This is a genomic window from Actinomycetospora rhizophila, from assembly GCF_042657905.1.
Lineage (GTDB): Bacteria > Actinomycetota > Actinomycetes > Mycobacteriales > Pseudonocardiaceae > Actinomycetospora > Actinomycetospora rhizophila.
In genome coordinates, this window is record NZ_JBHSKG010000011.1 from 136,336 (window position 1) to 159,899 (window position 23,564).

24 protein-coding genes are annotated in these 23,564 nt (G+C 73.7%); 6 read left to right on the forward strand and 18 right to left on the reverse strand.

Annotated elements, in window-relative coordinates:
• Positions 1-558 carry an OsmC family protein gene (locus ACFPK1_RS20385; protein WP_378022768.1) on the forward strand — a complete coding sequence of 186 codons (558 nt, stop codon included), beginning with the start codon at positions 1-3 and terminating at the stop codon, positions 556-558.
• Here ACFPK1_RS20385 and ACFPK1_RS20390 read toward each other — a convergent pair.
• From ACFPK1_RS20390 to ACFPK1_RS20410, 5 genes are all read right to left on the reverse strand, one after another.
• Positions 545-1,825, reverse strand: a complete 1,281-nt coding sequence (locus tag ACFPK1_RS20390; protein ID WP_378022769.1) for a flavin-containing monooxygenase — start codon at positions 1,823-1,825, stop codon at positions 545-547. The two genes, ACFPK1_RS20385 and ACFPK1_RS20390, sit on opposite strands and share 14 nt — an antisense overlap.
• 75 nt (positions 1,826-1,900) lie before the next feature.
• Entirely contained in the window at positions 1,901-3,286 is a 1,386-nt protein-coding gene (locus tag ACFPK1_RS20395) for an NtaA/DmoA family FMN-dependent monooxygenase (RefSeq protein ID WP_378022770.1), read from the reverse strand.
• A gap of 10 nt (positions 3,287-3,296) precedes the next feature.
• Positions 3,297-4,448: an LLM class flavin-dependent oxidoreductase gene (locus ACFPK1_RS20400; RefSeq protein ID WP_378022771.1), complete on the reverse strand. Its 1,152-nt coding sequence runs from the start codon at positions 4,446-4,448 to the stop codon at positions 3,297-3,299.
• A gap of 13 nt (positions 4,449-4,461) precedes the next feature.
• On the reverse strand, positions 4,462-5,163 hold the full coding sequence (locus ACFPK1_RS20405; protein ID WP_378022772.1) for a GNAT family N-acetyltransferase: 702 nt from the start codon (positions 5,161-5,163) through the stop codon (positions 4,462-4,464).
• A 237-nt stretch (positions 5,164-5,400) separates the two neighbouring features.
• The gene (locus ACFPK1_RS20410; protein WP_378022773.1) at positions 5,401-6,054 is read right to left on the reverse strand and encodes a nitroreductase family protein; all 654 of its coding nucleotides are present in this window, start codon (positions 6,052-6,054) and stop codon (positions 5,401-5,403) included.
• A 129-nt stretch (positions 6,055-6,183) separates the two neighbouring features.
• On the opposite strand from ACFPK1_RS20410, the gene ACFPK1_RS20415 reads away from it, so the two are divergent.
• Both ACFPK1_RS20415 and ACFPK1_RS20420 read left to right on the forward strand, forming a co-directional pair.
• A complete protein-coding gene (locus ACFPK1_RS20415) occupies positions 6,184-6,894 on the forward strand; it encodes a hypothetical protein (RefSeq protein ID WP_378022774.1) in 711 nt (236 codons plus the stop codon).
• A gap of 127 nt (positions 6,895-7,021) precedes the next feature.
• Positions 7,022-7,363 carry a cupin domain-containing protein gene (locus tag ACFPK1_RS20420; protein WP_378022775.1) on the forward strand — a complete coding sequence of 114 codons (342 nt, stop codon included), beginning with the start codon at positions 7,022-7,024 and terminating at the stop codon, positions 7,361-7,363.
• 36 nt (positions 7,364-7,399) lie between these two features.
• On the opposite strand, the gene ACFPK1_RS20425 is transcribed toward ACFPK1_RS20420, so the two are convergent.
• From ACFPK1_RS20425 to ACFPK1_RS20440, 4 genes are all read right to left on the reverse strand, one after another.
• Entirely contained in the window at positions 7,400-8,596 is a 1,197-nt protein-coding gene (locus ACFPK1_RS20425) for an acyl-CoA dehydrogenase family protein (protein ID WP_378022776.1), read from the reverse strand.
• Complete coding sequence (locus tag ACFPK1_RS20430) at positions 8,593-9,975, reverse strand: LLM class flavin-dependent oxidoreductase (RefSeq protein WP_378022777.1); 1,383 nt, start codon at positions 9,973-9,975, stop codon at positions 8,593-8,595. Before ACFPK1_RS20430 ends, ACFPK1_RS20425 begins: the two co-directional genes overlap by 4 nt.
• Positions 9,976-9,985: 10 nt before the next feature.
• Entirely contained in the window at positions 9,986-11,287 is a 1,302-nt protein-coding gene (locus tag ACFPK1_RS20435) for an MFS transporter (RefSeq protein ID WP_378022778.1), read from the reverse strand.
• Positions 11,288-11,472: 185 nt separating this feature from the next.
• Positions 11,473-11,742 (reverse strand): helix-turn-helix domain-containing protein, encoded by a 270-nt coding sequence (locus ACFPK1_RS20440; RefSeq protein WP_378022779.1) that lies wholly within the window; start codon positions 11,740-11,742, stop codon positions 11,473-11,475.
• 49 nt (positions 11,743-11,791) lie between these two features.
• Between ACFPK1_RS20440 and map the strand changes: the two genes are divergently transcribed.
• Both map and ACFPK1_RS20450 read left to right on the forward strand, forming a co-directional pair.
• A complete protein-coding gene (map, locus tag ACFPK1_RS20445) occupies positions 11,792-12,577 on the forward strand; it encodes a type I methionyl aminopeptidase (protein WP_378022780.1) in 786 nt (261 codons plus the stop codon).
• Positions 12,578-12,793: 216 nt separating this feature from the next.
• Positions 12,794-13,282: a beta-class carbonic anhydrase gene (locus ACFPK1_RS20450; protein WP_378022781.1), complete on the forward strand. Its 489-nt coding sequence runs from the start codon at positions 12,794-12,796 to the stop codon at positions 13,280-13,282.
• A 52-nt stretch (positions 13,283-13,334) separates the two neighbouring features.
• Here the strand turns inward: ACFPK1_RS20450 and ACFPK1_RS20455 are convergent, their stop codons facing one another.
• The 9 genes from ACFPK1_RS20455 to ACFPK1_RS20495 form a co-directional block, all read right to left on the reverse strand.
• On the reverse strand, positions 13,335-14,609 hold the full coding sequence (locus ACFPK1_RS20455) for a sulfate adenylyltransferase subunit 1 (protein ID WP_378022782.1): 1,275 nt from the start codon (positions 14,607-14,609) through the stop codon (positions 13,335-13,337).
• Between the two features lies 1 nt (position 14,610).
• Entirely contained in the window at positions 14,611-15,522 is a 912-nt protein-coding gene (cysD, locus tag ACFPK1_RS20460) for a sulfate adenylyltransferase subunit CysD (protein ID WP_378022783.1), read from the reverse strand.
• A complete protein-coding gene (locus ACFPK1_RS20465; RefSeq protein WP_378022784.1) occupies positions 15,519-16,280 on the reverse strand; it encodes a phosphoadenylyl-sulfate reductase in 762 nt (253 codons plus the stop codon). Before ACFPK1_RS20465 ends, cysD begins: the two co-directional genes overlap by 4 nt.
• The gene (locus tag ACFPK1_RS20470; RefSeq protein ID WP_378022785.1) at positions 16,277-16,417 is read right to left on the reverse strand and encodes an Insertion element protein; all 141 of its coding nucleotides are present in this window, start codon (positions 16,415-16,417) and stop codon (positions 16,277-16,279) included. The genes ACFPK1_RS20465 and ACFPK1_RS20470 overlap by 4 nt, the downstream gene beginning before the upstream one ends.
• Positions 16,414-18,195 (reverse strand): nitrite/sulfite reductase, encoded by a 1,782-nt coding sequence (locus ACFPK1_RS20475; protein ID WP_378022786.1) that lies wholly within the window; start codon positions 18,193-18,195, stop codon positions 16,414-16,416. The genes ACFPK1_RS20470 and ACFPK1_RS20475 overlap by 4 nt, the downstream gene beginning before the upstream one ends.
• Before the next feature lie 110 nt (positions 18,196-18,305).
• Positions 18,306-18,386 carry a putative leader peptide gene (locus ACFPK1_RS20480; protein WP_378022848.1) on the reverse strand — a complete coding sequence of 27 codons (81 nt, stop codon included), beginning with the start codon at positions 18,384-18,386 and terminating at the stop codon, positions 18,306-18,308.
• Between the two features lie 49 nt (positions 18,387-18,435).
• Positions 18,436-19,587: an LLM class flavin-dependent oxidoreductase gene (locus ACFPK1_RS20485; protein WP_378022787.1), complete on the reverse strand. Its 1,152-nt coding sequence runs from the start codon at positions 19,585-19,587 to the stop codon at positions 18,436-18,438.
• An 8-nt stretch (positions 19,588-19,595) separates the two neighbouring features.
• Positions 19,596-20,903, reverse strand: coding sequence for an MFS transporter (locus ACFPK1_RS20490; protein WP_378022788.1), 1,308 nt, complete (start codon positions 20,901-20,903; stop codon positions 19,596-19,598).
• Between the two features lie 200 nt (positions 20,904-21,103).
• The gene (locus ACFPK1_RS20495) at positions 21,104-22,138 is read right to left on the reverse strand and encodes a hypothetical protein (protein WP_378022789.1); all 1,035 of its coding nucleotides are present in this window, start codon (positions 22,136-22,138) and stop codon (positions 21,104-21,106) included.
• 87 nt (positions 22,139-22,225) lie between these two features.
• On the opposite strand from ACFPK1_RS20495, the gene hemW reads away from it, so the two are divergent.
• Positions 22,226-23,461 (forward strand): radical SAM family heme chaperone HemW, encoded by a 1,236-nt coding sequence (gene hemW, locus ACFPK1_RS20500; RefSeq protein ID WP_378022790.1) that lies wholly within the window; start codon positions 22,226-22,228, stop codon positions 23,459-23,461.
• Positions 23,462-23,564 lie beyond the last annotated feature (103 nt).

The window sequence follows — 23,564 nt, forward strand, 5'->3', positions numbered from 1 at the left end:
ATGACCGCTAGCCCGACCGTGAACAACAACGTCAACAGCGAGGCCCTGCTGCAGGCGCGCGACGCGCTCAAGGAGGCGCCGGAGGCCGCCGAGTTCGTCTGGAAGGTGAGCTCGGAGTGGAAGGACGGCACCTACTCGCAGCAGACCATCGAGCACTTCTCGGGCCTGGGCGCCGCCCAGCAGCACAAGCAGGCCTTCGTGCTCGAGGGTGACCACCCGGAGGTCTTCGCCTCCGAGGACCGCGGGCCCACCCCGGTGGAGACCGTGCTCGCCGGCCTCGCCGGCTGCCTCACCGCGGGCGTCGCGGCGGTGGCGCAGAACCGCGGCATCCAGCTGCACTCGGTCAAGGCCACCGTCGAGGGCAACCACAACGTGCTCGGCATCCTCGGCGGCGACCCCGAGGTCCGCAACGGCTTCAACGACGTCACCGTGCACTTCGACATCGACGCGGACGCGAGCCCGGAGGACATCGCCGCGCTCGTCGCCCAGTCGCAGAAGCGCTCCGCGGTGTTCGACGCGCTGGCCAACCCGACGAACGTGAACGTCAGCGTGGGCTGACCGGCTCTCCGACGACACTGCTCGGCGGTGTCGACCGGCCCGCGAGGTGGTCCGCAAGGTGGGCGGCCAGCTCGGCGGTGTCCTGGTCGGCACCGCCGATGTACGTCGAGCGACGGCGGCGCAGCAGGCTCGTCCCCAGCACGTAGACGCCCGGGGCGCCGGTGACCACACCGCCGTCGTGGCGCAGCCGGCCCTTGTGGTCGAGCACCGGGAGCGCGAGCCAGGAGTGGTCGGGGCGGTAGCCGGTGGCCCAGAGCACGGTCCGGATGCCCTCGCGGTGCAGGTCGATCTCGATCCGGGGTGACGCGCCGACGACGGTGGGGTCGGGGCGGTGCGGCTCGCCCAGTCCGTCGTGGCCCTGCTCGTGCGCCCACGTGTCGTAGCGGTCGAGGAGCCGGATGAGCTTGAGGTCGGCGAGCCGGACGGTGTTGGCGAGCCCGCCGGAGAACTGGGCGACGCCGTCGCGCAGGCGCCCGAGCTTGCCGACGACCTCCACCCCGCGCGCCTGCAGCGTGCCCAGGTCGATGTCGGCGTGGCCCGGGCTGCCGACGAGCTGGGGTGACGGGGTGTGCCGCGCGCGGATGATGTCGTCGACCTCGTCGTACCGCTCGTCGAGGACGCCGGCGCGCTCCATCCACCAGAAGGCGTCGCGGCCGCGGTAGGTGCGCGGCATGCGCACGTGCTCGCCGGTCGCGATCGTGACGCGGCGCCCGCTGCGCGCGAGCTCGTCGGCGAGCTGCACACCGCTGGCCGACGCGCCCACCACCAGCACGCCGCCCTCGGGCACGTCGGCGGGCGAGCGGTAACGGGCGGTGCTGATCGAGACGACGTCGTCGGGCACCCCGTGCGCCGCGGCGGGCAGGGCCGCGACGTTGTTGGCGCCGCCGGCGAGGACGACGCTCGCGCAGGTCCAGGTGCCGCGGTCGGTGGTGACCTCGTAGCCCGCCTCGGTCGCGGCGACGCGCGTGACGGTGGTGCCGGTGTGCACGGGCGCGTCGACCGCCGCGGCGTAGCGGTCGAGGTGCGCGACCAGCTCCGGCACGGTCAGGAAGCCATCCGGGTCGGCGCCGGCGACGGCGTCGGCGCCGGGCAGCGTGACGTGCCACGTCGGCGTGAGCAGGCGCAGCGAGTCCCAGCGCTCGGTGCGCCAGGAGTTCGCGACCTCGCCGCGCTCGAGCACGACGTGGTCGATGGAGCGGGAGCTGAGCTGCCGGCTCATCGCGAGGCCCGCGTGGCCTGCGCCGATGATGACGGTGGTGACGTGCACGTCGCCCAACCTAGCCCCGCCACGTGAGCGAACTTCGGGGCTATAGCCCCAAAGTTCGCTCACATGGGACGTCGGTCACGCCTCGACGCTGACCGCGGCGACGGTGGTGGGGGAGGGCTGCAGGCCGAGGTGCTCGCGCAGCGTCGTGCCCTCGTACTCGGTGCGGAACGAGCCCTTCTCCTGCAGCAGCGGCACCACCTGGTCGGCGAACACGTCCATGCCGCCCGGGGTGATGTGCGGGACGAGGACGAAGCCGTCCGACGCGTCGGACTGCACGAACTCGTCGATCGTGTCCGCGACGCGCTGCGGGGTGCCGACGAACGTGTGCCGGCCGTTCTTGGCGATGACGACCTCGCGCAGCGACAGGCCCTCGCGCTCGCCGAGCTCGCGCCACTCGCGCGCGGTCGCCACCGGGTCGCGGTACATCCGCACGCTCGCCCGGCCCTTCGAGATGTGGCCGCCCGAGTCGACGTCGTCGTCGGTCTTCGGGTCGAACGAGGGCACCGGGCCGTCGGGGTCGACGTCGGAGAGGTCGCGGTTCCAGACCTGCTCCGCGAACGCGATCGCCGTCGCCGGCCCGACCTGCTGGTACTGCACCTGGCGCGCGTTCTCCGCCGCCTCCTCCTCGGTGTCACCCAGCACGAACGTCGCCGCCGGCAGGATCTTGAGGTCCTCGGGGCGGCGGCCGAACTTCGCCAGCCGCGCCTTCACGTCGGCGTAGAACTCCTGGCCGGCCTCCAGCTCCGCGTGCCGGGTGAAGATCGCGTCGGCGCTGGAGGCGGCGAACTCGCGCCCCTCCTCGGAGTCGCCGGCCTGGATGATCACCGGGCGGCCCTGCGGGCTGCGTGGCACCGGGAAGCGCCCGGAGATGTCGAACTGGTCGGAGCGGATCGCGAACCGCCCGGCGTCGCCGTGGCGCAGGAACCGCCCGGACGCGGCGTCGGCGACGACCTCGTCGGCGGGCCACGAGTCCCACAGCGCCTGCGCGGTCGCGAGCATCTCCTGGGCGCGCAGGTAGCGCTTGTCCTTGGGCAGGTAGCCGCCGCGGCGGAAGTTCTCGCCGGTGAACTCGTCCCAGCTCGTCACGACGTTCCACGCCGCGCGCCCGCCGGAGAGGTGGTCGAGCGTCGCGAGCTTGCGGGCGACGTCGAGCGGCTCGTTGAACGTCGAGTTGACGGTGCCGGCCAGCCCGATGTGGTCGGTGACCGCGGCCAGGGCCTGCAGGATCGCGACGTTGTCGGGGCGTCCCATCACGTCGAGGTCGTAGATGCGCCCGCCCTGCTCGCGCAGTCGCAGGCCCTCGGCGAGGAAGAGGAAGTCGAACTTGGCGCGCTCCGCGGTCTGCGCGAAGTGCCGGAACGACTCGAACTCGATGTGGCTGCCCGAGGCCGGGTCGCTCCAGACCGTCGTGTTGTTGACGCCCGGGAAGTGGGCGGCGAGGTGGATCTGCTTCTTCGGCACTGGTCGCTCCTCAGACTCGCGCGTAGCGGTCGGCGGGACGCGCGAGGCCGAAGTGGCCCCGCAGCGTGTCGGCGTCGTAGGCGGTCCGGAACAGGCCCCGTCGCGCCAGCTCGGGGGCGAGCTCGCGGGTGATGCGGGGCAGGTCGTGGGCGGTGACGGCGGGCCGCAGCCGGGCACCGGAGAGCCCGGCGCCGTGCCAGGACTCGAGCACGTCGGCGACGTCGCCGACCGTGCCGGTGAGGATGCGCGCGTCGCTGCGCAGCTCGCGGCTGTCGGTCGCGTCGAGGCGGGCGAGGCGCTTGCGGGCGGCGTCGGCGCTGTCGTCCAGGACGACGAGCAGGTCGCCCAGGACGTGCAGCGGGTCGCCGGTGCGCCCCACCGCCGCCTCCTCCGCGCGCACCTGGCGCAGGATCGCCTCGGCGTCGCCGGTCGGGCCGTCGCGCCCCACGCCGCCCGGCGTCACGAACACCAGGTCGGCGCCGCGCGCGGCCAGGCGGTAGGCGACGTCGACGTGCGCGAGCGCGCTCACCAGCGGCTGGCCCTGCGGCGGGCGCGGCGTGATCGAGGGCCCGCGCACCGAGAAGTGCTCGCCGGCGAAGTCGATGTAGTGCAGCTTGTCGCGGTCGACGAAGCGGCCGGTCGCGGCGTCGCGGATCTCGGCGTCGTCCTCCCACGAGTCCCAGAGCCGCCGCTGGACCTCGATGTGGTCGGCGGCCTCGTCGAACAGGCTCTCGCGGCTCTCGGTGCCGTACTCGCGGCGCCCGAACAGCGCGTACTCGTCCTCGCGCGACGACACCCGCACGCGCACCCCGGCGCGCCCGGTGGTCACGTAGTCGAGCGTCGCGATCTCGGTGGAGACGTGGAACGGCTCGGTGTGGGTGGTGACGACCGTCGGCACCAGGCCGATGTGGCTGGTCACGGGGCCGACGCGCAGGGCGACGAGCTGGGCGTCGAGGCGGCCCTGCGCGCGGTCGGCGCGGTCGGTGTCGAGGGCGAAGGAGTCCTCGAACGTCACGAGGTCGAGCAGGCCCGCCTCGGCCTCGCGGACCTGGTCGACCCAGAAGCCGGCGGTGAACAGCTCGTCGGCACGGGCGCCGGGCTCGCGCCACGACGCGGGGTGCCAGCCGGTGCCGTCGAGGGCGACCGCGAGGTGCAGTGACATGGTCCTCCTGTCGTCAGGCCCGCGCGGGGACGTCGCTCGGGACCGTCAGGGCCGTGAAGTCGGGGCGGGCGCGCAACCGGAAGCCGAGTGCGGTGTAGAGCCGGATCGCGGTCGTGTTGGTCGCCGCGGCGTGCAGGAACGGGACCTCGCCGCGGTCCCGCACGACGGCGGCCATCGCCAGCACGAGGCGCGTGGCCAGCCCCCGGCCGCGGTGGGCCTCGTCGGTGCAGACCGCGCTGATCTCGGTGTACCCGGGCGGGTGGAGACGCTCACCGGCCATGGCCACGAGGGTGCCGTCCTCGACGACGCCCAGGTAGGTGCCCATCGCGATCGTCCGCGGCAGGAACGGGCCGGGCTTCGTGCGCGCGACCAGCTCGCTCATGGCGGGGACGTCCGCGGGGCCGAGGCGCACGAGGTCGGGGTCGTGGCGGCCCGGGACCGCCTCGCCGACGAGCTGGACGCCCGCCATGGCGCGCATCACCTCGAGGCCGACGGGCTCCAGGGTCCCGAACGCCGGGACGACCGTGTGCCCACCGGGTCCGACCAGCGCGGCGACGTCGTCCCACTCCGCGGCGGAGTGCGGCTCGGCGAGGAACGGCGCGACGTCGGGGTCGTAGCGCAGCGCGTCCCCGAGGCCCTGCGCGAGGTGCGCGTGAGCGCCCAGCAGGGACGTCCGGACCGGCTCGTCGAGCGGCCCGGGAGATGCGGATGCCACACCGGGCACAACCGCCGGGTCCGGACGGCCATTCCGGCGCAGGGTTGGCACGCACGACGATCGGGGACCGGGGCGCGATGACCGCGACACCGACGTCGGCGCCGAGGAGGGCCGGCTGCAGCGCCGGCTCGGCATCGGCGGGCTGACCGCGATCGGCTTCTCGAACAGGGGTGCGCGAGCCCCTCGGTGCGGAGCCGATACGGGCGGCGACGTAGCGGGGAGGTCGGGGTGACCGGCTCAGTCCCGCGCGCGGTGCTCGCCCCACCGCTCCCAGTGCACGACCTGCTCGACGGGCTGGCGGCGCGGCGTCGACCATCGCCCGCGCACCGGGTAGCCGAGCGGCACGAGGCCCATCGTTGCGGCGTCCTCCGGCAGCCCGAGCAGCTCGTCGACCTCCCGCTCGCCGGAGATCAGGTGCAGCGAGGTGAGCACCCCCCCGATGCCGTACGCGCGCGCGGCCAGCAGCAGCTGCTGGACCGCCCCGTAGATCGACGCGCCGAACCGCTTGTCGGTCGAGTCCGCGCCGTTCCGGAGCACCGGCACCACGAACACGGGCGCCTCGGCCAGGTGGTACGCGAGGTGGTCGGCCGCGCGGAAGGACGCGGGGCTCAGGCCGTCGGCGGCGCCGTCGCGGGCCGGATCGAGCAGCTCCTCGCGGTGCACCCCGTAGACCGTCTCCCAGCCCTGCCGGTAGTGCTCGGCGATGCGGGCCTTCACCGCCGGGTCGGTGACGACGACCCAGCCCCAGGTCTGGCGGTTGCCGCCCGAGGGTCCCCGGACGGCGGTGTCGAGCAGCTCCCACAGCAGGTCGTCGGGGATCGGGGTCTCCGCGAGGTAGCGCCGCGCCGGGGTCGTGCGCAGTCCCTCGAGCAGGTCGACGTTCTCCGGCACGGGTCCTCCTCCGTCGATCGACATGACACGGGCACCGTAGGCACGACCCCGGCGGCGTGGTGCCGGACGAACCGGGTGTGACGGCGCTCTCTGGGTGCTCGATCGGGGTCCGCGGGGATGGTGGGTGGCGTGGAGATCGATGTGCTGCTGGAGCGCGTCGAGCAGCGCGCACCCGCGCTCGACCGCGGCGACGACGACGTGCGCCCGGCGCTGCGCGAGCTCGCCACGCTCGACCTGCTGGCGCTCGGCACCGGGCCCGAGCGCGCCGGCGAGCTCCCGGACGTCGTATCGCTGGTCGAGGAGCTCGGCGCGCGGTGCCTCGCGACGGCGTTCTCGGTGTGGGCGCACCGCATGGTGATCGACTACCTGGCGCACACCCGCGCCGACGACCTCGGGGCCCTGGCGCGCGCCGAGCGCTTCGGCTCGACGGGGCTCGCGCCGGCGCGGCGCGAGCTCGCCGGGTTCGGGCCGGTGCCGCTCGTGGCGCGCAGGGACGGGGCGGGGCTGCGTGTCGACGGCCCGGTGAGCTGGGCGTCGAACCTCTTCCCGGGCACGCTGCTCGTCGTCCCGGTCCGGGTGGGGGACGGCCGCGCGGTCGTGGCGATCGACGTCGACTCGCCCGGGGTCACCGTGCACCCGCCGCCGCACCTGCTCGCGATGAACGCGACCGCCTCGTCCTCGCTGACCCTGTCGGACGTCGCCGTCGCCCCCGAGCACGTGCTCACCGAGGACCTGCCCGCGTTCGTCGGGGCCTGCCGGCCCCGGCTGATGCTCGTGCAGTCGGCGTTCCTCCCGGTCCAGGCGCCGACCGAGGCCCTGCTCGAGGCGCTGCGCCACTAGGACCACGTGAGCGAACTTCGGGGCCATAGCCCCGAAGTTCGCTCACATAGGCCGTTCGCCGGAACGGGGCGACCCGTGGTGTGCGCGACCATGGTCGTCCACCACCACGGCACGGACGGGGACGACCATGCTCAAGCTCTCGCTCGACGCCTGCGCCCGCCAGCAGCTCACCGCCGCCCGGAACAGCAGCGCCGGCCGCGCCGCCCACACGGTGGTGGGCGGGCACGGCAACGTCATGCGCCAGACCGTCATCGCGCTGACCGGCGGCCGCGAGCTCGGCGAGCACGAGAACCCCGGCGAGGCGACGCTGGTCGTGCTGCACGGCCGGGTGCGCCTCGTGTCCGAGAAGGACTCGTGGGACGGGCGCCGCGGCGACCTGCTCGTCGTGCCCGACGCCCGACACCGCCTCGAGGCCGTGGAGGACGCGGTCGTCCTGCTGACCGTCGCGAAGCTCAACGGCCGGACGTGAGCGGTTCCTGCCCCTCCAGGGCAGAAACCGCTCACATCAGAAGTAGCCGTTGACCGGGAGCGGGTCACCGGAGACGAGGTGGCGCCCGATCGCGGCGGCCTTGTAGCTCGCCGGGTTGTGCAGCGTGATCGTGCGGATGTTGCGCCAGTGCCGGTCGAGGTTGCGGGCGCGGCTGGACGCCGACGCGCCGCCGACGTCGAACAGCGCCGTCGCCGCCTCGAGCCCCACCCGGTCCAGGTGCACCTTCACCGACACGTGCGCCAGCGACGCGGCGAGCAGCAGCTCGTCGGTCGGTTCGCCTTTCGCCCACGCCTCCATGACCGCGTCGATCGCGTCCGCCGCGGTGAGCACCGTCGACTGCGCGACCCACGCCGTCGCCGACAGCCGGCCCACGGTCTCCTGCAGGATCGGGTCGTCGACGGCCTGCGGCACCGGAGCGTGCTCGAAGGTGCGGCTCCGGGAGCGGACCACACCCGCCGCGTCGGTCGCGACCGACCGCAGGATGCCCGCCACCAGCGCGTGCAGGTAGAGCTGCAGGAACGCCACGTCGCCGGGTGGGCGCGGCTCGAGGCGCGGCCGCGCGCCGAGCACGTCGCCCGGCTCGACGGCCACGTCGGTGAAGCGCGTGGTCCCCGTGCCCGTGCGGCCCTGGCCCATGCCGTCCCAGTCGTCGACGACGTCGACGCCCGCGCGGTCGGCCGGGACCATCACCGTGGCGACGCGGTCCTCGGGGACCCGCGCCGCGACCGCGATCCAGTCCGCGTAGAGGGTCCCGGTGCTGTAGTACTTCGTGCCGTTCAGCACCAGGCGCCCGTCGACCTCGTCGAGCCGGGTGTCGAACTCGTGCCCGCCCGCCGCGGACGGTCCGGTCTCGCTGATCGCGTTCCCGAAGACCTTCCCCGCGCGGACCTCGTCGACCCACCGCCGGCGCACGTCGGGGTCGGGCTGGCGCAGGAACCCCAGCACCTGGCTGTAGTGGGTGCGCAGGACGTGGGCGACGATCGGGTCGGCCTCGGCGAGGTCGACGACGAACGCCAGCACCTCGCGCACCGACGCGCCGCGCCCGCCCTCGTCCACCGGCAGCGACAGCGCGCCCAGCCCGGCGGCCGCGACCGCCGCCACCTGCTCGAACGGCGAGACATCGAGACGTTCCCGCTCGGCCGCGCCCGCCGCGATCTCCGCGAGCAGCGCGGCGACCCCGGGCTCGGCGGCGGTCCGCGAGGCCGGGCTCACGAGATCCGGGAGGCCCGCAGCGCCCCCGCCGGGTGGCTCGCGTCGGCGCGCGGGCCCTTGCCGCCCAGGACCTCGCGCAGGGTCCCGGCCGGCGGGGTGGCCGGCATCCGCCCGCGCCGGCGCAGCTCGGGGACGACGAGCTCGGCGACCTGCTCGAACGTGCCCGGCGTGACCGCGTAGGCGAGGTTGAAGCCGTCGGCGCCGGTCTCGTCGATCCAGCGCTCCATCTCGTCGGCGACCTCGGTCGGCGACCCCACCGCGACCGGGCCGCGGCCGCCGACGGCGATGTGCGCGGCGATCTCGTCGATCGTCCACTCGCGGTCCGGGTCGTCGGTGGTGAACGAGGCGAGGGCGGTCTGCCCGGCGTCGGTGTGGACGTGGCGCAGCGGCTCGTCGGGCGGGACGTCGGACAGGTCGAGCCCGGTCCAGCCGCCGAAGAGGGCCATCGCGCCCTCGCGGGACGCGGCGGCGAGGTAGGACCCGTAGAGCTCGTGCGCCTCGGAGGATGTCGGCGCCACCACCGGCGCCAGCTGCACGAAGACCGTCACCGACTCCGGGTCACGGCCCGCCTCGGCCACCGCTGCCCGGATGCCCGCCACCGACTTCGCGACGACGCCGGTCGACGGCCCCGACACGAACACCGCCTCGGCGTGCTTGCCGGCGAACGCCTTGCCCCGCGACGAGGCGCCCGCCTGGAAGATCGCCGGGGTGCGCTGCGGCGAGGGCTCGCACAGGAACGGCCCGGGCACGTCGAACCAGGTGCCGTGGTGGGCGACGTCGTGCACCTTCGCCGGGTCGGTGTAGACGCCGCGCTCGACGTCACGCACCACGGCGTCCTCGTCCCAGGAGGTCTCCCAGAGCTTGTAGCAGACCTCGAGGTACTCCTCGGCCATGGCGTAGCGCTCGTCGTGGGGGAGCTGCTCGCCGAGCCCGAGGTTCGCCGCGGCGCTGGACAGGTAGCCGGTGACGACGTTCCACGCGACCCGGCCCTTCGTCAGGTGGTCGAGCGTGGTGAACCGGCGCGCCAGCGCGTAGGGGTGCTCGTAGCTCACCGACACCGTCACCCCGAACCCCAGCCGCGACGTCGCCGCCGCCAGCGCGGGCACGAGCAGCATCGGGTCGCCCAGCGGCACCTGCGCCCCGGCGCGCACGGCGGCGTCGCGCGAGCCGCCGTGCACGTCGTAGATCCCCAGCACGTCGGCGAGGAACAGCGCGTCGAACCCCGCGTCCTCCAGCGTCCGGGCGAGGGAGATCCAGTGGTCGAGGTCGGTGTAGCGGTACCCCTGGTCGTCGGGGTGACGCCACAGGCCCGCCGACTGGTGACCGGCACAGTTCATGGCGAAGGCGTTGAGGTGGATTCTCCGCTTGTCGGGGGGCACGGCGTCCTTTCTAGACCGCGTCGTCGAACGCGGTCTCGCGGGCGAGCACCGCGGACAGGATGGTCAGCACGGACACGCCCGCGAAGATCACCACGACGAGCCAGAACGACCCGGTGGCGCCGACGACGGCCGCGGCCACCAGCGGCGCGAAACCGCCGCCGATCACCGAGCCGATCCCGTAGCCCAGCGACGCGCCGCTGTAGCGCACCCGCACGTCGAACAGCTCCGCGAACCACGCCGCCTGCGGCCCGTACATCGCGTCGTGGGTGACGTTGATCGCGAGGACCACGGCCAGCACGACCAGCCACGTCGACCCGGTGCCGACGGCGAGGAAGAACAGCAGCAGCGTCACCGTGCCGCCGACCGCGCCGAACAGGTACGGCTTCCGGCGCCCGATGCGGTCGGAGAGGATCGCCCACAGCGGCGTCGTCGCCAGGCCCAACGCCGACGAGATCACCACCGCGAGCAGCCCGGCGCTGCTGCCGCGACCGATCTCGCTCGCGATGTAGGTCAGCCCGTAGGTCGTGATCAGCACGAACAGCGCGATCTGCGAGAGCCGCAGGCCGGTGGTCAGCAGGACCTCGCGCGGCGCCGCGCGGAACACCTCGACCACGGGCAGCCGCGAGACCTTGCCCTGCTCGCGCAGCGCGGTGAACTCCGGCGCATCGGAGATGCGCAGGCGGATCACCAGCCCGACGATCACGAGCACGGCGCTGGCGAGGAACGGCAGCCGCCACCAGAAGTCGACGAACGCCTCGTCGCCGACCGCCGTGCGCACGAGGAAGAACAGGCCGGTGGCGAGCAGCATCCCGGCGGGCGAGCCGAGCTGGGTGAAGCTGCCGAAGAACCCGCGACGGCGCGGCGGCGCGTGCTCGACGGCCAGGATCGCGGCGCCGGCCCACTCGCCGCCGACGGCGAGGCCCTGCAGGATGCGCAGCACCACGAGCAGCACCGGGGCCATGACCCCGATCGACGCGAACGTCGGCAGGACGCCGATGAGCGTCGTCGCGACGCCCATCAGCACCAGCGCGCCGACCAGCACCGTGCGGCGTCCGAGGCGGTCACCGAGATGGCCGGCGATCACCGCGCCGATCGGCCGTGCGCCGAAGCCCGCGGCGTACGTCGCGAAGGCCGCGAGCGTGCCCGCGGTGGGGCTGATCGAGGGGAAGAACAGCTGGTTGAACACCAGCGCGGTGGCGGTGGCGTAGAGGTAGAAGTCGTACCACTCGATGGTGGTGCCGATGGCGCTGGCGAGGGCGACCCGGCGCGGGGTGCGGGCGGGCGCGGCGACGGTGGGCGTGCTGGTGCTCATGGAGGATTCCCGGGGGGAGAGGGCGGGCGCTGACGAGGGTCAGCGCCGACAGCCCTGGGCGTTCACGCGCCCGAGATCCAGGTGCCGGCGGCGGGTGAGCAGGCAACGCGGCACCGGCGGAGTCCAGCAGCCCCCGCCCGTGGCGGTCAACGCGACGTGACGTGGTCGCCACACATCGCGGTGGCTCAGGCGCTGCGCGACGAGGCCGGGTCCGGCCCGGCGCAGTGCGCGGCGAGGTCGTCGAGTCCGAGCCCGAGCTCGGCGCACAGCGCGATCACGGTGAAGAACGCCGGCGTCGGGACACGCCCGGTCTCGATCTTGCGCAAGGTCTCCGGCGACATCCCGACCGCGGCCGCCACCGAGGTCATGCTGCGCGGACCCCGCGCCGCACGCAGGACCTCGCCGAGCCGCTGCCCACGCTCGTGCTCCTCCGCCGTCAGCGGCACGCGCACCATGACCGTGATACTAATACCGGGATAGTTATCCCGCGGAGAGAGTGCGTCGATGATCGAGTTGAAGACCCCCGCCGAGATCGACCGGATGCACGAGGCCGGCCGGTTTGTCGCCCACGTGCTGACGGAGCTGGGGGAGCGGGCCGTCGTCGGGGTCAACCTGCTCGAGCTGGAGCAGCACGCCCGCGGCCTGATCCGCGAGCACGGCGCCGAGTCCTGCTACTGGGACTACGCGCCCTCCTTCGGCCGCGGCCCGTTCCGCAACGTCGTGTGCCTGTCGGTGAACGACGCGGTGCTGCACGGCCTGCCCCACGACTACGTCCTGCGCGACGGCGACGTCCTGAGCATGGACCTCGCCGTGCTGGTCGGCGGATGGGCCGCCGACTCCGCCCGCACCGTCATCGTCGGCACGCCCCGCGAGGACGACCAGCGCCTGGTGCGTGCCGGCGAGGAGGCCCTCGAGGCCGCCATCGCCGCCGCGCAGCCGGGCGGCAAGATCGGCGACGTCTCCGCCGCGATCGGTGCGGTCGCCGCCCGCCACGGCTACCCGGTGAACCTCGAGTTCGGCGGGCACGGGATCGGCCGCACCATGCACGAGGACCTCCACATCCCGAACGACGGCCGCGCCGGGCGCGGGATGCGCCTGCGCCCCGGGCTCACCCTCGCCCTCGAGCCGTGGTTCGCGCGCACCACCGGCAAGATCGTCTTCGATCCCGACGGCTGGACGATCCGCTCCGCCGACGGCTCGCGGACCACCCACAGCGAGCACACCGTCGCGATCACCGAGGACGGGCCGCGCGTCCTGACTCGCCGGGAGAGCGAGCTCGCACTCGTGTAGAGCGGCCCTCGTTGCGGCCGAACGGATGCCTGCGGTGAGATGTGCGCATGAGTCACCGCGCCCTCGAGCCGTTCTGGCCGAGCCGGCGCGTGCACGCCTTCGACCAGTGGTGTCGCCGGGCCGCGTGAGCGCCCCGGGGTCGTGTCGCACGTCCTGATCCGCTCGCGCGGCCGGATCGTCGTGCCCACAGCCGGATCGATCCCGCGGAGGCCCGCCATGTCCGTCACCGACGACTACCTGAAGAACAACGAGACCTACGCCGCCACCTTCCCCGGCGAGCTGCCCCTTCCGCCGGCGCGCAAGACCGCCGTCGTGGCCTGCATGGACGCGCGCGTCAACCCCTACGGCGCGCTCGGCCTGCACGAGGGTGACTCGCACGTCATCCGCAACGCCGGCGGCGTCGTCACCGACGACACGATCCGCTCGCTCGCCATCAGCCAGCACCTCCTCGGCACCGAGGAGATCGTGCTGATCCACCACACCGACTGCGGCATGGTGACGTTCACCGACGAGCAGTTCGCCGACATCCTCGAGAAGGAGGCCGGGCAGCGCCCGTCGTGGTCGGCCAACGCGTTCCCCGACCTCGAGGCCGACGTCCGCGACTCGATCAAGCGCATCACCGACAGCCCGTTCGTCAAGAACAAGGGCTCGGTGCGCGGGTTCGTGCTCGACGTCGCGACCGGGAAGCTGACCGAGGTGAGCTGACGCCCATGTGAGCACTTTCCGGGCCTATGGGCCCGGAAAGTGCTCACGTAGGTCAGCGCATCTCGAGCGGCCGGGCCACCAGCGGGCGCCCGACGAGGCCCGCCGCGAGCGTGTCGCCGGCCTGTGGGTCGATGAGCAGGAACGACCCGGTGGCGGCGACGTCGTCGTACTGGTCGAGCGGCAGCGCCTCCGACACCGTCAGCGACACCTGGCCCATGTCGTTGATGCCCAGCTCGCCGGGGTCCTCGACGACCGAGAGGTCCTCGGTGTCGAGCCGGTGGGTCACGGCGCCGACGATGGCCTGCACGGTGCGGGTGCCGTGCTTGAGCAGCAGCCGCGCGCCGGGGCGCAGCGGCTTCTCGTGCAGCCAGGCCACCGTCGCGTCGAACTCGGTGACGGGCTCGGGGGCGCCCGGCGCGGCGAGGATCGCGCCGCGGGCGACGCCGAGGTCGTCGGCGAGGCGCAGCACCACGCTCTGCCCGTCGTGGGCGGCCTCGAGCTCGCCGTCGGCGGTGTCGATGCCCTCGACGCGGGTGCGCTGGCCGTCGGGCAGCACGTCCACCTCGTCGCCCACGCGGACCGTGCCGGCCGCGACGAGCCCCGCGTAGCCGCGGTAGTCGGGGTGCGACTCGGTGCGGGGCCGCACCACGTACTGCACCGGGAAGCGGAACGCCGCGGTGTGGTCGGCGCCCTCGACCGGCACGGACTCGAGGTGCTCGAGCAGCGTCGGGCCCTCGTACCAGGGCGTGTTCGCCGAGGCGAGGACGACGTTGTCGCCCTTCTTCGCCGACAGCGGGATCGCGACGACGTCGGACTCGGCGTAGCCCAGCGCGTCGGTGAGCCCGGTGAACTCCTTGGCGATGCGCCAGAACGTGTTCTCGTCGTGGTCGACGAGGTCCATCTTGTTCACCGCGAGCACCAGCCGCGGCACGCGCAGCAGGCCCATCACCGCGACGTGGCGCCGGGTCTGCTCGACGACGCCGTGGCGGGCGTCGACCAGCAGGATCGCCAGCTGCGCGGTGGAGGCGCCGGTGACGGTGTTGCGGGTGTACTGCACGTGGCCGGGGGTGTCGGCCAGCACGAACGACCGCTGCGGCGTCGCGAAGTAGCGGTAGGCGACGTCGATGGTGATGCCCTGCTCGCGCTCCGAGCGCAGGCCGTCGACCAGCAGCGAGAGGTCGGGGTCGCCGCCACCCTGCGTCGCCCGCTCGACGGCCTCCATCTGGTCGGCGAGCACCGACTTGGTGTCGTAGAGCAGCCGTCCGACCAGCGTCGACTTGCCGTCGTCGACGGATCCGGCGGTGGCGAGACGCAGAAGGTCGGTCATCTCAGAAGTAGCCCTCTCGCTTCCGGTCCTCCATGGCGGCCTCCGAGAGACGGTCGTCGGCCCGCGTCGCACCACGTTCGGTCAGCCGGCTCTCGCGCACCTCGGCGAGCACCTCGTCGAGCGTCGCCGCGCTGGACTCGACCGCGCCGGTGCAGGAGCCGTCGCCGACGGTGCGGTAGCGCACCGTCTTCGTGACGACCTCCTCGCCGTCGCGCGGCCCGCCCCACGGCCCGCTGGTGAGCCACATGCCGTCGCGGGAGAACACGTCGCGGGTGTGCGCGTAGTAGATCGACGGCAGCTCGACCCCCTCGCGGGCGATGTAGCGCCACACGTCGAGCTCGGTGAAGTTCGACAGCGGGAACACGCGCACGTGCTCGCCCGGCTTGTGGCGCCCGTTGTAGAGGTTCCACAGCTCCGGGCGCTGGCGCGACGGCTCCCACGCCCCGAACGCCGTGCGCAGGCTGAACACCCGCTCCTTGGCCCGCGCGCGCTCCTCGTCCCGGCGCCCGCCGCCGAAGACGGCGTCGTGGCGGTGCTCGGCGATGGCGTCGAGCAGCGGCGTGGTCTGCAGCGGGTTGCGGGTGCCGTCGGCGCGCTCGGAGAGGCGCCCGTCGTCGATGTAGTCCTGCACGCTCGCGACCTCGAGCTCGAGGCCGTAGCGCTCGACGACGCGGTCGCGGAAGTCGATGACCTCGTCGAAGTTGTGCCCGGTGTCGACGTGCAGCACCGGGAACGGGATCGGCGCGGGCCAGAACGCCTTGGCGGCGAGGTGCACCAGCAGCATCGAGTCCTTGCCGCCGGAGAAGAGGATCACCGGGCGGTCGAACTCGCCGGCGACCTCGCGCATGACGTGGATGGCCTCGGACTCGAGGGCGTCCAGCTGGTCCACCGGGGCGTCGGTCGCGGCGGTCATCCGTGCAGCCCGCACTCGGTCTTGGAGAAGCCCGCCCAGCGCCCGCTGCGAGGGTCGGCGCCCGGGGCCGGCTTGGCCGTGCACGGCGCGCACCCGATCGACGGGTAGCCGGCGTCCACCAGCGGGTTGACCAGCACCGCGTGCTCGCGGATGTAGGCGTCCATCTGCTCGTCGCTCCAGTGCGCGATCGGGTTGATCTTGACGAGCCCGTGGCGCTCGTCCCAGGTGACCAGCGGCGTGGTGGCGCGGGTCGGGGCCTCGACGCGGCGCACGCCGGTGACCCAGGCGTCGTAGTTCGCGAGGGTCTTCTTCAGCGGCTCGACCTTGCGCATGCCGCAGCAGGCGCCCGGGTCGGTCGCGAAGAGGTCCTTGCCGTACTGCGCGTCCTGCTCGGCCACCGTCAGCTCGGGCTCGGCCTGGACGATCCGCACGCCGTAGACCTGCGCGACCGCGTCGCGGGTGCCGAGGGTCTCGGCGAAGTGGTAGCCGGTCTCGAGGAACAGCACGTCGACGCCGGGCCGCGCGGCCGCGCCGAGCTCGACCAGCACCGCGTCCTGCATGTTCGAGGCGACGATGAGGTCCGCGCCGTAGGTCTCGGCGGCCCAGGCGAGGATCTCGCGGGTCAGCTCCTCGTGCCCGAGCTCGCCCTCGAGGGCGGCGAAACGCTCGCCGGCGGCGAGGGCGGCGGTCCGGAGATCCTCACGCGGTTCGGCGCCCGATGGTCCAGCTCCGCTGCGCTGCGTGTCCGTGCTGGTCATCGCCGAGCCTCCTGGTGGACGGGTGTGATGACGAAGGTGCTGCGGCAGTCCGCGCACTCCCACGCGCCCGCGGGCTCCTCGCGGGGACGCAGGTCCTGCTCGCCGCAGTACGGGCAGTACTGCACCGCCAACCTCATGAGAGCTGCGCTTCTTCCGCGCGGACCACCCACTGGGCGAACCGCTCGCCCGTCTCCTTGTGCTCGGCGTAGTTGCGCACGAGGCGCTCGACGTAGTCGCCGAGGTCGGCCGAGAGGACCTTGTGCCCGCGCAGCTTGCGCCCGAAGCCGGCGTCGAGTCCGAGGCCGCCGCCGAGGTGCACCTGGAACCCCGCGGCCGGGTTGCCCTCGGCGTCGTTGACGATCTGGCCCTTGAGCCCGATGTCGGCGACCTGCACCCGCGCGCAGGAGTTCGGGCAGCCGTTGAGGTGGATCGACACCGGGTGCTCGAGGCTGTCCTGCACGTCGGCGAGGCGCCGGTCGAGCTCCTCGACGAGCTCGCCCGCGCGGTTCTTGGTGTCGACGAAGGCGAGCTTGCAGAACTCGAGGCCGGTGCACGCCATCGTCGCCCGGCGCCACGGCGTCGGGCGGGCCGGCAGGCCGAGGTGGTCGAGGGCCGTGGTGAGGCCGTCGAGCTTCGCCGGCGGCACGTCCAGCACCACGATCTTCTGGTACGGCGTGAGCCGGACCCGCCCGGAACCGGCCTCCTCGGCGGCCTTGGCGACCCCGACGAGCGTGGAGCCGCTGGTGCGCCCGGCCGGCGGGGCGACGCCGACGTAGTGGTTGCCGTCGACCTGGTCGTGCACGCCGACGTGGTCGATCGTGCCGGCGATGTCCTCGGGCGGCGGACCGTCGATCAGCTTGCGCTCGAGGTACTCGTCCTCGAGGACCTGGCGGAACTTCTCGGGGCCCCAGTCGGCGATGAGGAACTTCAGGCGCGCGCGGGTGCGCAGGCGGCGGTAGCCGTAGTCGCGGAACACCTTGGTGACGCCGTGCCACACGTCGGGCACCTCGTCCAGCGGCACCCACGCGCCGAGCCGCACCGCGAGCTTCGGGTTGGTCGAGAGCCCGCCGCCGACGTGCAGGTCGAAGCCCGGCCCGTGATCGGGGTGGACGACCCCGACGAAGCTGATGTCGTTGACCTCGTGGGCGATGTCCTGCTGGCCGGAGATCGCGGTCTTGTACTTGCGGGGCAGGTTGGACAGCGACTTGTCGCCGATGAACCGCTCGACGATCTCCTCGATGGCCGGGGAGCCGTCGATGATCTCGTCCTTGCTGATCCCGGCCACCGGGGAGCCGAGCACGACGCGGGGGCAGTCGCCGCACGCCTCGGTGGTGGAGAGGTTCACGGCCTCCAGCCGGCGCCAGATCTCGGGCACGTCCTCGACGCGGATCCAGTGCAGCTGGATGTTCTCGCGGTCGGTGACGTCGGCGGTGTCGCGGGCGAAGGTCTGGGAGATCTCGCCGATGACCCGCAGCTGCTCGGTGGTCAGTCCGCCGCCGTCGACGCGCACGCGCATCATGAAGTGCGGGGCGTCGAGGAGCTCCTCGTCGACGTGGCCGGTGTCGGTGCCCGGGAAGCCCTCGGCGCGCTGGGTGTAGAGCCCCATCCAGCGGAAACGGCCGCGCAGGTCGGCCGGGTCGATCGAGTCGAAGCCGCGGTGGGCGTAGATGTTCTCGATCCGCGCCCGCACGTTCAGCGGGTTGTCGTCCTTCTTGGACTGCTCGTTCTTGTTCAGCGGCTCGCGGTAGCCCAGGGCCCACTGGCCCTCGGCCTTGCCCTTGCGCGCCCGCGCGGGCCTCGGCTTCGGTGGCACGTCCTCGGTGGCCCCGGGGTGGCGCAGGGGAGTGGTCTCCGCGTACGACTCCTCCGAGGTCGCGGCGTTCTCGGACGACGGGGCGCCGGGACTAGCGGCCATGCGGGGTTCCTCCGGGGTGGTGCACGGACGCGCGCGAGCACGACGAGGACGGGCCTCGTGGTGGTGGCGCGCGGGGTCCGCTCGGGCGTGGTGGCGGGGGCTCGCGCTCGTCAGGCGCGGCAGAGTGCGCTGGACTGGCGCTCCAGGTCGACGTGACGTCGACTCACGAGGAGGTCGCCGGGCGCAGACATGCCCACAACCCTGCCATGAGCAGGGCGGCTTTTTCCACGTGACGTTCAGCTACTGGGCGAACGGGATCGCGGCCGGCGCCGCCTCCCGCGCACCCGCCGGGTGCTCCCACAGACCGCGCCGGCCCAGCTCGGGCAGGACGCCCTCGCCGACCCAGTAGGCCTCCTCGAGGTGCGGGTGGCCCGAGAGGACGAACTCGGTGATCCCGAGGTCGTGGTACTCCGCGATGCGGTCGGCGACCTCGGTGTGGCTGCCGACGAGCGCGGTGCCCGCCCCGCCGCGCACCAGCCCGACGCCGGCCCACAGGTTCGGCGCGACCTCCAGGTCGGCGGCGGTCTTCGTCCCCCCGGAGTGCAGCGCGCGCATGCGCTTCTGGCCCTCGGACTCGCTCTGCGACAGGCCCGCCTGGACCTCCTCGATCATCGAGTCCGGGATGCCCTCCAGGTACTTCTCGGCCTGGGCCCACGCGGCGTCGGACGTGTCGCGGGCGATGACGTGCAGGCGGATGCCGAAGCGCACCTCGCGGCCCTGCGCGGCCGCGAGCCCGCGGATCCACTCGACCTTCTCGCGGACCTGCGCGGGCGGCTCGCCCCAGGTCAGGTACACGTCGACGTGCTGGGCGGCGACCTCGCCGGCCCGGGGCGACGAGCCGCCGAAGTAGACCGGCGGCACCGGGTCGGGCACGCGGGTGAGCGCCGCGGACTCGACCTGGATCTGCTCGCCGTGCAGCGTCACCGTCTCGCCGGCCCACAGCCGCCGGCACACCTCGAGGAACTCGCCGGTGCGCACGTAGCGGTCGTCCTTGCACAGGAAGTCGCCGTAGGCACGCTGCTCGGAGGGCTCGCCGCCGGTGACGACGTTGAGCAGCAGGCGGCCCTGCGAGTGGCGCTGGAAGGTCGCGGCCTGCTGCGCGGCCAGGGTGGGGGAGATGACCCCGGGCCGGAAGGCGACGAGGAACTTCAGCCGGTCGGACTCGGCGACGAGCATCGCCGTGGTCAGCCAGGCGTCCTCGCACCAGGCGCCGGTGGGGGTGAGCGCGCCCTCGAAGCCGACGGTCTCGGCGGCGCGGGCGATCTGGGCCAGGTAGCCGATCTCGGCGGGCCGGACGGCGTCGGCGGCCCGGGTGGCCACGCCGTGGCCGCCGCCGACGAGCCCGCGGGAGTCGCCGTAGGTGGGCAGGAACCAGTGGGCGGTGATCGACATGGGGTGTCCTAGAGCGTCTCGAGGGGCGTGGCCCGCAGCGCGGCGACGGTGCTCACGACCCCGGCGAGCGCGAGGTAGCCCGCGGCGAGCCAGGGCGTGCCGCCGCCGAGCGCGAGCAGCGAGGTGAGGATCAGGGGCGTGAGCCCCGAGGCGTAGATGCCGCCGCCCTGGAAGGCCAGCGACATGCCCGTGTAGCGGGTGCGGGTGGGGAAGACCTCGGCGAACAGCGTCGACTCGGCCCCGCTCGTCAGCCCGTACGACAGCCCGAGCATCACGACCAGGGCGATGCCGAGCCAGACGATCGACCCCGTGCCGATGAGGGCGAAGGCCGGGAAGACGCCGACGACGAGCACCACGCACCCGACCGCGAACACCCGGCCGCGCCCGATCCGGTCGCCCCAGGCGCCGGCCACCGGCACGACGATCGCGCTCGCGACCGCGGCGATCGTCACGGCGACCAGGACCTCGGTGCGCGGCATCCCCAGCGTGGCGACGGCGTAGGTCAGGACGAACACGCCCCAGGTGTTGAACGAGGCGCCCTCGGCCCAGCGGGCGAGCAGGGTCCAGCCGAGGTTGCGGCGCGACGGCGGGTCGCGCAGGACGTCGACCGCCGGGACGCGCGAGGTCTCCGCCGCGGCCTGCATGCGGCGGAAGGCCGGCGTCTCCATCACCGCGAGGCGCACGACCAGCCCGACGCCGACGAGCAGGAGGCTCGCGATGAAGGCGACGCGCCAGCCCCAGGAGAGGAAGGCGGCGTCGTCCATGACCAGGCCGAGCAGCGCGAACACGCCGGTGCCGAGCGCGAGCCCGAGGCCCAGCCCGATCTGCGGGGTGGAGCCGTAGAGGCCCCGCTTGCCGTTCGGGGCGTACTCGACGGCCATGAGCACCGCGCCGCCCCACTCGCCGCCGATCGCGACGCCCTGGATGATCCGCAGCAGCACGAGCAGGATCGGGGCGGCGACGCCGATCGCGGCGTAGGTGGGCAGGAACCCGATGCCCGCGGTCGCGAGACCGGTCAGGGCCATCGTCACGATCAGCGTCTCGCGCCGGCCGACGCGGTCGCCGATGTGGCCGAAGATCAGCCCGCCGATCGGGCGGGCGACGAAACCGATCGCGAACGTCGCGAACGAGAGCAGCGTCGCGACCGTCGGGTCACCGTCGCCGTAGAACAGCTGCGGGAAGACGATCCCCGCGGCCGTGGCGAACAGGAAGAAGTCGTACCACTCGATCGTCGTGCCGATGAGGCTCGCGATCAGGACGGTGCGCGGGCTGGTGGAGTCCTGCTGGTCGAGCGCAGGCGTGGTGGCCGTGGTCATGCGTGTCCTCTGCGACGGGTGCGGGCGGGGGCCTCAGCACGCCGGGCAGAGGGCGCTCTCGAGCCGTCCGAGGTCCACGTGGCGCCGGGCCACGAGCAGCAGACGGTCAGCGCGCACGGACAGACCGTGCCATCCCCGACCGACCGGCTCCACCCGGAGCGCGCGGCCCGTGACCTTCGCCGCAGAGGGGTTGTCCCCGCTCAGTTGCGGGCGCACTCGTAGGTGACCGGCACCTCCGGCCCGTGGTCGATCACCTCGAAGGCGGCGACCGGGAGATCGGCGAACGACTGCGCGTCGATCCCGAGCTCCGCCCACTTCGCCGTGCTCGACCGGTCGTCGGCGAACGTCAGCGCGATCTCGCCGCCGTCGGAGAGGTACATGCCGTGGCGCTGCAGGGCCGCGAGGACGACGCGCTCCTCCTCGGTGTAGGCCGTCATGTCGGTGTCGGGCCGCAGCCGCAGGTGCACGCCGTAGGGCGGGGCGTCGGGGTTCGTGCTCTCCGGCCCGCCCGCGTGCGTCGCCGGCGGGACGTAGACGTCGGCCTTCATACGGTCGTTGGGCAGGATGAAGCGCAGCGCGTGGTCGATGCGGCCGGACGCGACCTCGTCGGCGGTGGGGGTCAGCGCGGCGATCGGGAAGCCGGCGGCGTCGGCGCTGGTGCACTGGGGCCCGCGCAGCTCGTCGGTGTAGGCGCGGTCGAGATCCCAGACGAAGAAGCCGCCCGCGGTGAGCCCGTCGCCGGCCCGCGTGCCCTGGTAGATCTCGTAGAGCCGCCGGGCGGTGGGGTCGGCGACCAGCAGGTGGCAGTCCTGCGCCGCGGCGTCGCACGTCAGGTCCTGCGAGCCCTCCATCACCGCGCCGGCGGGCACCGGCATCTCCGCGGGCACCGGGTCGCAGTCGGGCCCGCTGTAGCAGTAGTCCTCGCGGCCGGTCACCGTCATGCGCGGGGTGTCGGGGCCGGCGGTGTGCACGGGCATGGCGAAGTCGACCTGGAACACGTCGCCGTTGCCCCAGCCGCCGGCGTCGTTCAGGGCGGCGAGGATCGCGGGGCTGCGCTCGGAGGCGGGGGCGCCCGAGACGTCGGCGGTCCACGGCTGCGGGCCGGCGAACAGGGGGCCGCCGGCCGGTGGCGGCCCGGCGGCCGTCCGCGGCGGTGCCACGCCGCACGCCACCAGGGCCCCGAGGGTCATGAGGGCGACGGTGCAGGTCAGCGCCGTGCGCAACCCCCTGGTCATGGTCGTGACGCTAGCGAGTCGGCCGTCGGGGAGAACTACTCAAATACGGCGGCCGGACTACTCGACGGGCGGGCGCAGAATGGACCGGTGCCCTCCGTCCCCCCGTCCGGCGAGCCGGCGCCCGCCGACGGCGCCCTGCCCGCGGCGTCGCTCGCCGGCCTCGGCACGCGACCGTTCGGGGTGTACGTGCACGTCCCGTTCTGCGCGACCCGCTGCGGCTACTGCGACTTCAACACCTACACCGCCTCCGACCTGGGACTGACCGGCTCCGACGACCCCGCCTCGCCGGCGTCGTGGCTCGAGGGCCTGCGCCGCGAGCTCGACCTCGCGGCCGCCGTGCTCGGTGCGCCGCCTCCGGCCGACACCGTCTTCCTCGGCGGCGGCACCCCGTCCCTGCTCGGCGCGGAGGGCCTGGTCGCCGTGCTCGACGCCGTGCGCGCGTCGTTCGGGCTGCGCCCGGGCGCCGAGGTGACCACCGAGGCCAACCCCGAGTCGACGACCCCCGAGCTGCTCGCGGCCATCGCCGGCGCCGGCTACACGCGCCTGTCGCTGGGCATGCAGTCCGACGTCGACCACGTGCTCGCCGTCCTCGACCGCCGCCACACACCGGGGGCGGCGGTGTGTGTCGCGGCCGACGCCCACGCGGCCGGGCTCGCGCACGTCAACCTCGACCTCATCTACGGCACGCCGACCGAGACCGACGACGACCTGCGCCGCTCGCTCGACGCCGTCCTCGCCTCGGGCGCCGACCACGTCTCGGCGTACGGGCTGATCATCGAGGAGGGCACGGCGCTGGCACGGCGGATCGCGCGCGGCGAGGTGCCGATGCCCGACGACGACGTGCTCGCCGACCGCTACGAGATCGTCGACGACGTGCTCTCGGCAGCCGGGTTCGGCTGGTACGAGGTGTCGAACTGGGCGCGCTCGGCGGACGCGCGGTGCCGGCACAACCTGGGCTACTGGGGCGGCGGCGACTGGTGGGGCGCCGGACCGGGCGCGCACTCGCACGTCGGGGGCACGCGCTGGTGGAACGTCCGCCACCCCGCCCGCTACTCGGCGGCGCTGGCCGCGGGGCGCTCGCCCGCCGAGGCCCGCGAGCGCGTGACGCCGGACGAGGCGCACCTCGAGCAGGTGCTCCTGGAGCTGCGGACGGTCGACGGCCTCTCCGCGTCCGCCCTCGACCCCGTCGGGCGCGACGCCGGCGACGCGGCGGCCCACGACGGCCTGCTCGACCCCGCGCGCTGGGCCGACGGCCGCGCCGTCCTCACCCGCCGCGGGCGCCTGCTCGCCGACGGCGTGGCGATCTCGTTGGCGGGGGGTTGAGAGCTCGCGCGCCGGCGGTTACCGGCTGGTATCTCTCGCCTGTCGAGCGATACCAGCCAGTACCCCGAGCCGGCGTGCCTCAGCGGCCCAGCGCGGCTCGGGG

What these genes read in the sequence shown, in the direction of transcription:
- ACFPK1_RS20385 (WP_378022768.1), top strand. Translation starts at nt 1, where the DNA reads ATGACCGCTAGCCCGACCGTGAACAACAACGTCAACAGCGAGGCCCTG.
- ACFPK1_RS20400 (WP_378022771.1), bottom strand. Translation starts at nt 4,448, where the DNA reads ATGTCACTGCACCTCGCGGTCGCCCTCGACGGCACCGGCTGGCACCCC.
- ACFPK1_RS20420 (WP_378022775.1), top strand. Translation starts at nt 7,022, where the DNA reads ATGCTCAAGCTCTCGCTCGACGCCTGCGCCCGCCAGCAGCTCACCGCC.
- ACFPK1_RS20435 (WP_378022778.1), bottom strand. Translation starts at nt 11,287, where the DNA reads ATGAGCACCAGCACGCCCACCGTCGCCGCGCCCGCCCGCACCCCGCGC.
- ACFPK1_RS20440 (WP_378022779.1), bottom strand. Translation starts at nt 11,742, where the DNA reads ATGGTGCGCGTGCCGCTGACGGCGGAGGAGCACGAGCGTGGGCAGCGG.
- map (WP_378022780.1), top strand. Translation starts at nt 11,792, where the DNA reads ATGATCGAGTTGAAGACCCCCGCCGAGATCGACCGGATGCACGAGGCC.
- ACFPK1_RS20450 (WP_378022781.1), top strand. Translation starts at nt 12,794, where the DNA reads ATGTCCGTCACCGACGACTACCTGAAGAACAACGAGACCTACGCCGCC.
- ACFPK1_RS20455 (WP_378022782.1), bottom strand. Translation starts at nt 14,609, where the DNA reads ATGACCGACCTTCTGCGTCTCGCCACCGCCGGATCCGTCGACGACGGC.
- cysD (WP_378022783.1), bottom strand. Translation starts at nt 15,522, where the DNA reads ATGACCGCCGCGACCGACGCCCCGGTGGACCAGCTGGACGCCCTCGAG.
- ACFPK1_RS20465 (WP_378022784.1), bottom strand. Translation starts at nt 16,280, where the DNA reads ATGACCAGCACGGACACGCAGCGCAGCGGAGCTGGACCATCGGGCGCC.
- ACFPK1_RS20470 (WP_378022785.1), bottom strand. Translation starts at nt 16,417, where the DNA reads ATGAGGTTGGCGGTGCAGTACTGCCCGTACTGCGGCGAGCAGGACCTG.
- ACFPK1_RS20475 (WP_378022786.1), bottom strand. Translation starts at nt 18,195, where the DNA reads ATGGCCGCTAGTCCCGGCGCCCCGTCGTCCGAGAACGCCGCGACCTCG.
- ACFPK1_RS20480 (WP_378022848.1), bottom strand. Translation starts at nt 18,386, where the DNA reads ATGTCTGCGCCCGGCGACCTCCTCGTGAGTCGACGTCACGTCGACCTG.
- ACFPK1_RS20485 (WP_378022787.1), bottom strand. Translation starts at nt 19,587, where the DNA reads ATGTCGATCACCGCCCACTGGTTCCTGCCCACCTACGGCGACTCCCGC.
- ACFPK1_RS20490 (WP_378022788.1), bottom strand. Translation starts at nt 20,903, where the DNA reads ATGACCACGGCCACCACGCCTGCGCTCGACCAGCAGGACTCCACCAGC.
- ACFPK1_RS20495 (WP_378022789.1), bottom strand. Translation starts at nt 22,138, where the DNA reads ATGACCAGGGGGTTGCGCACGGCGCTGACCTGCACCGTCGCCCTCATG.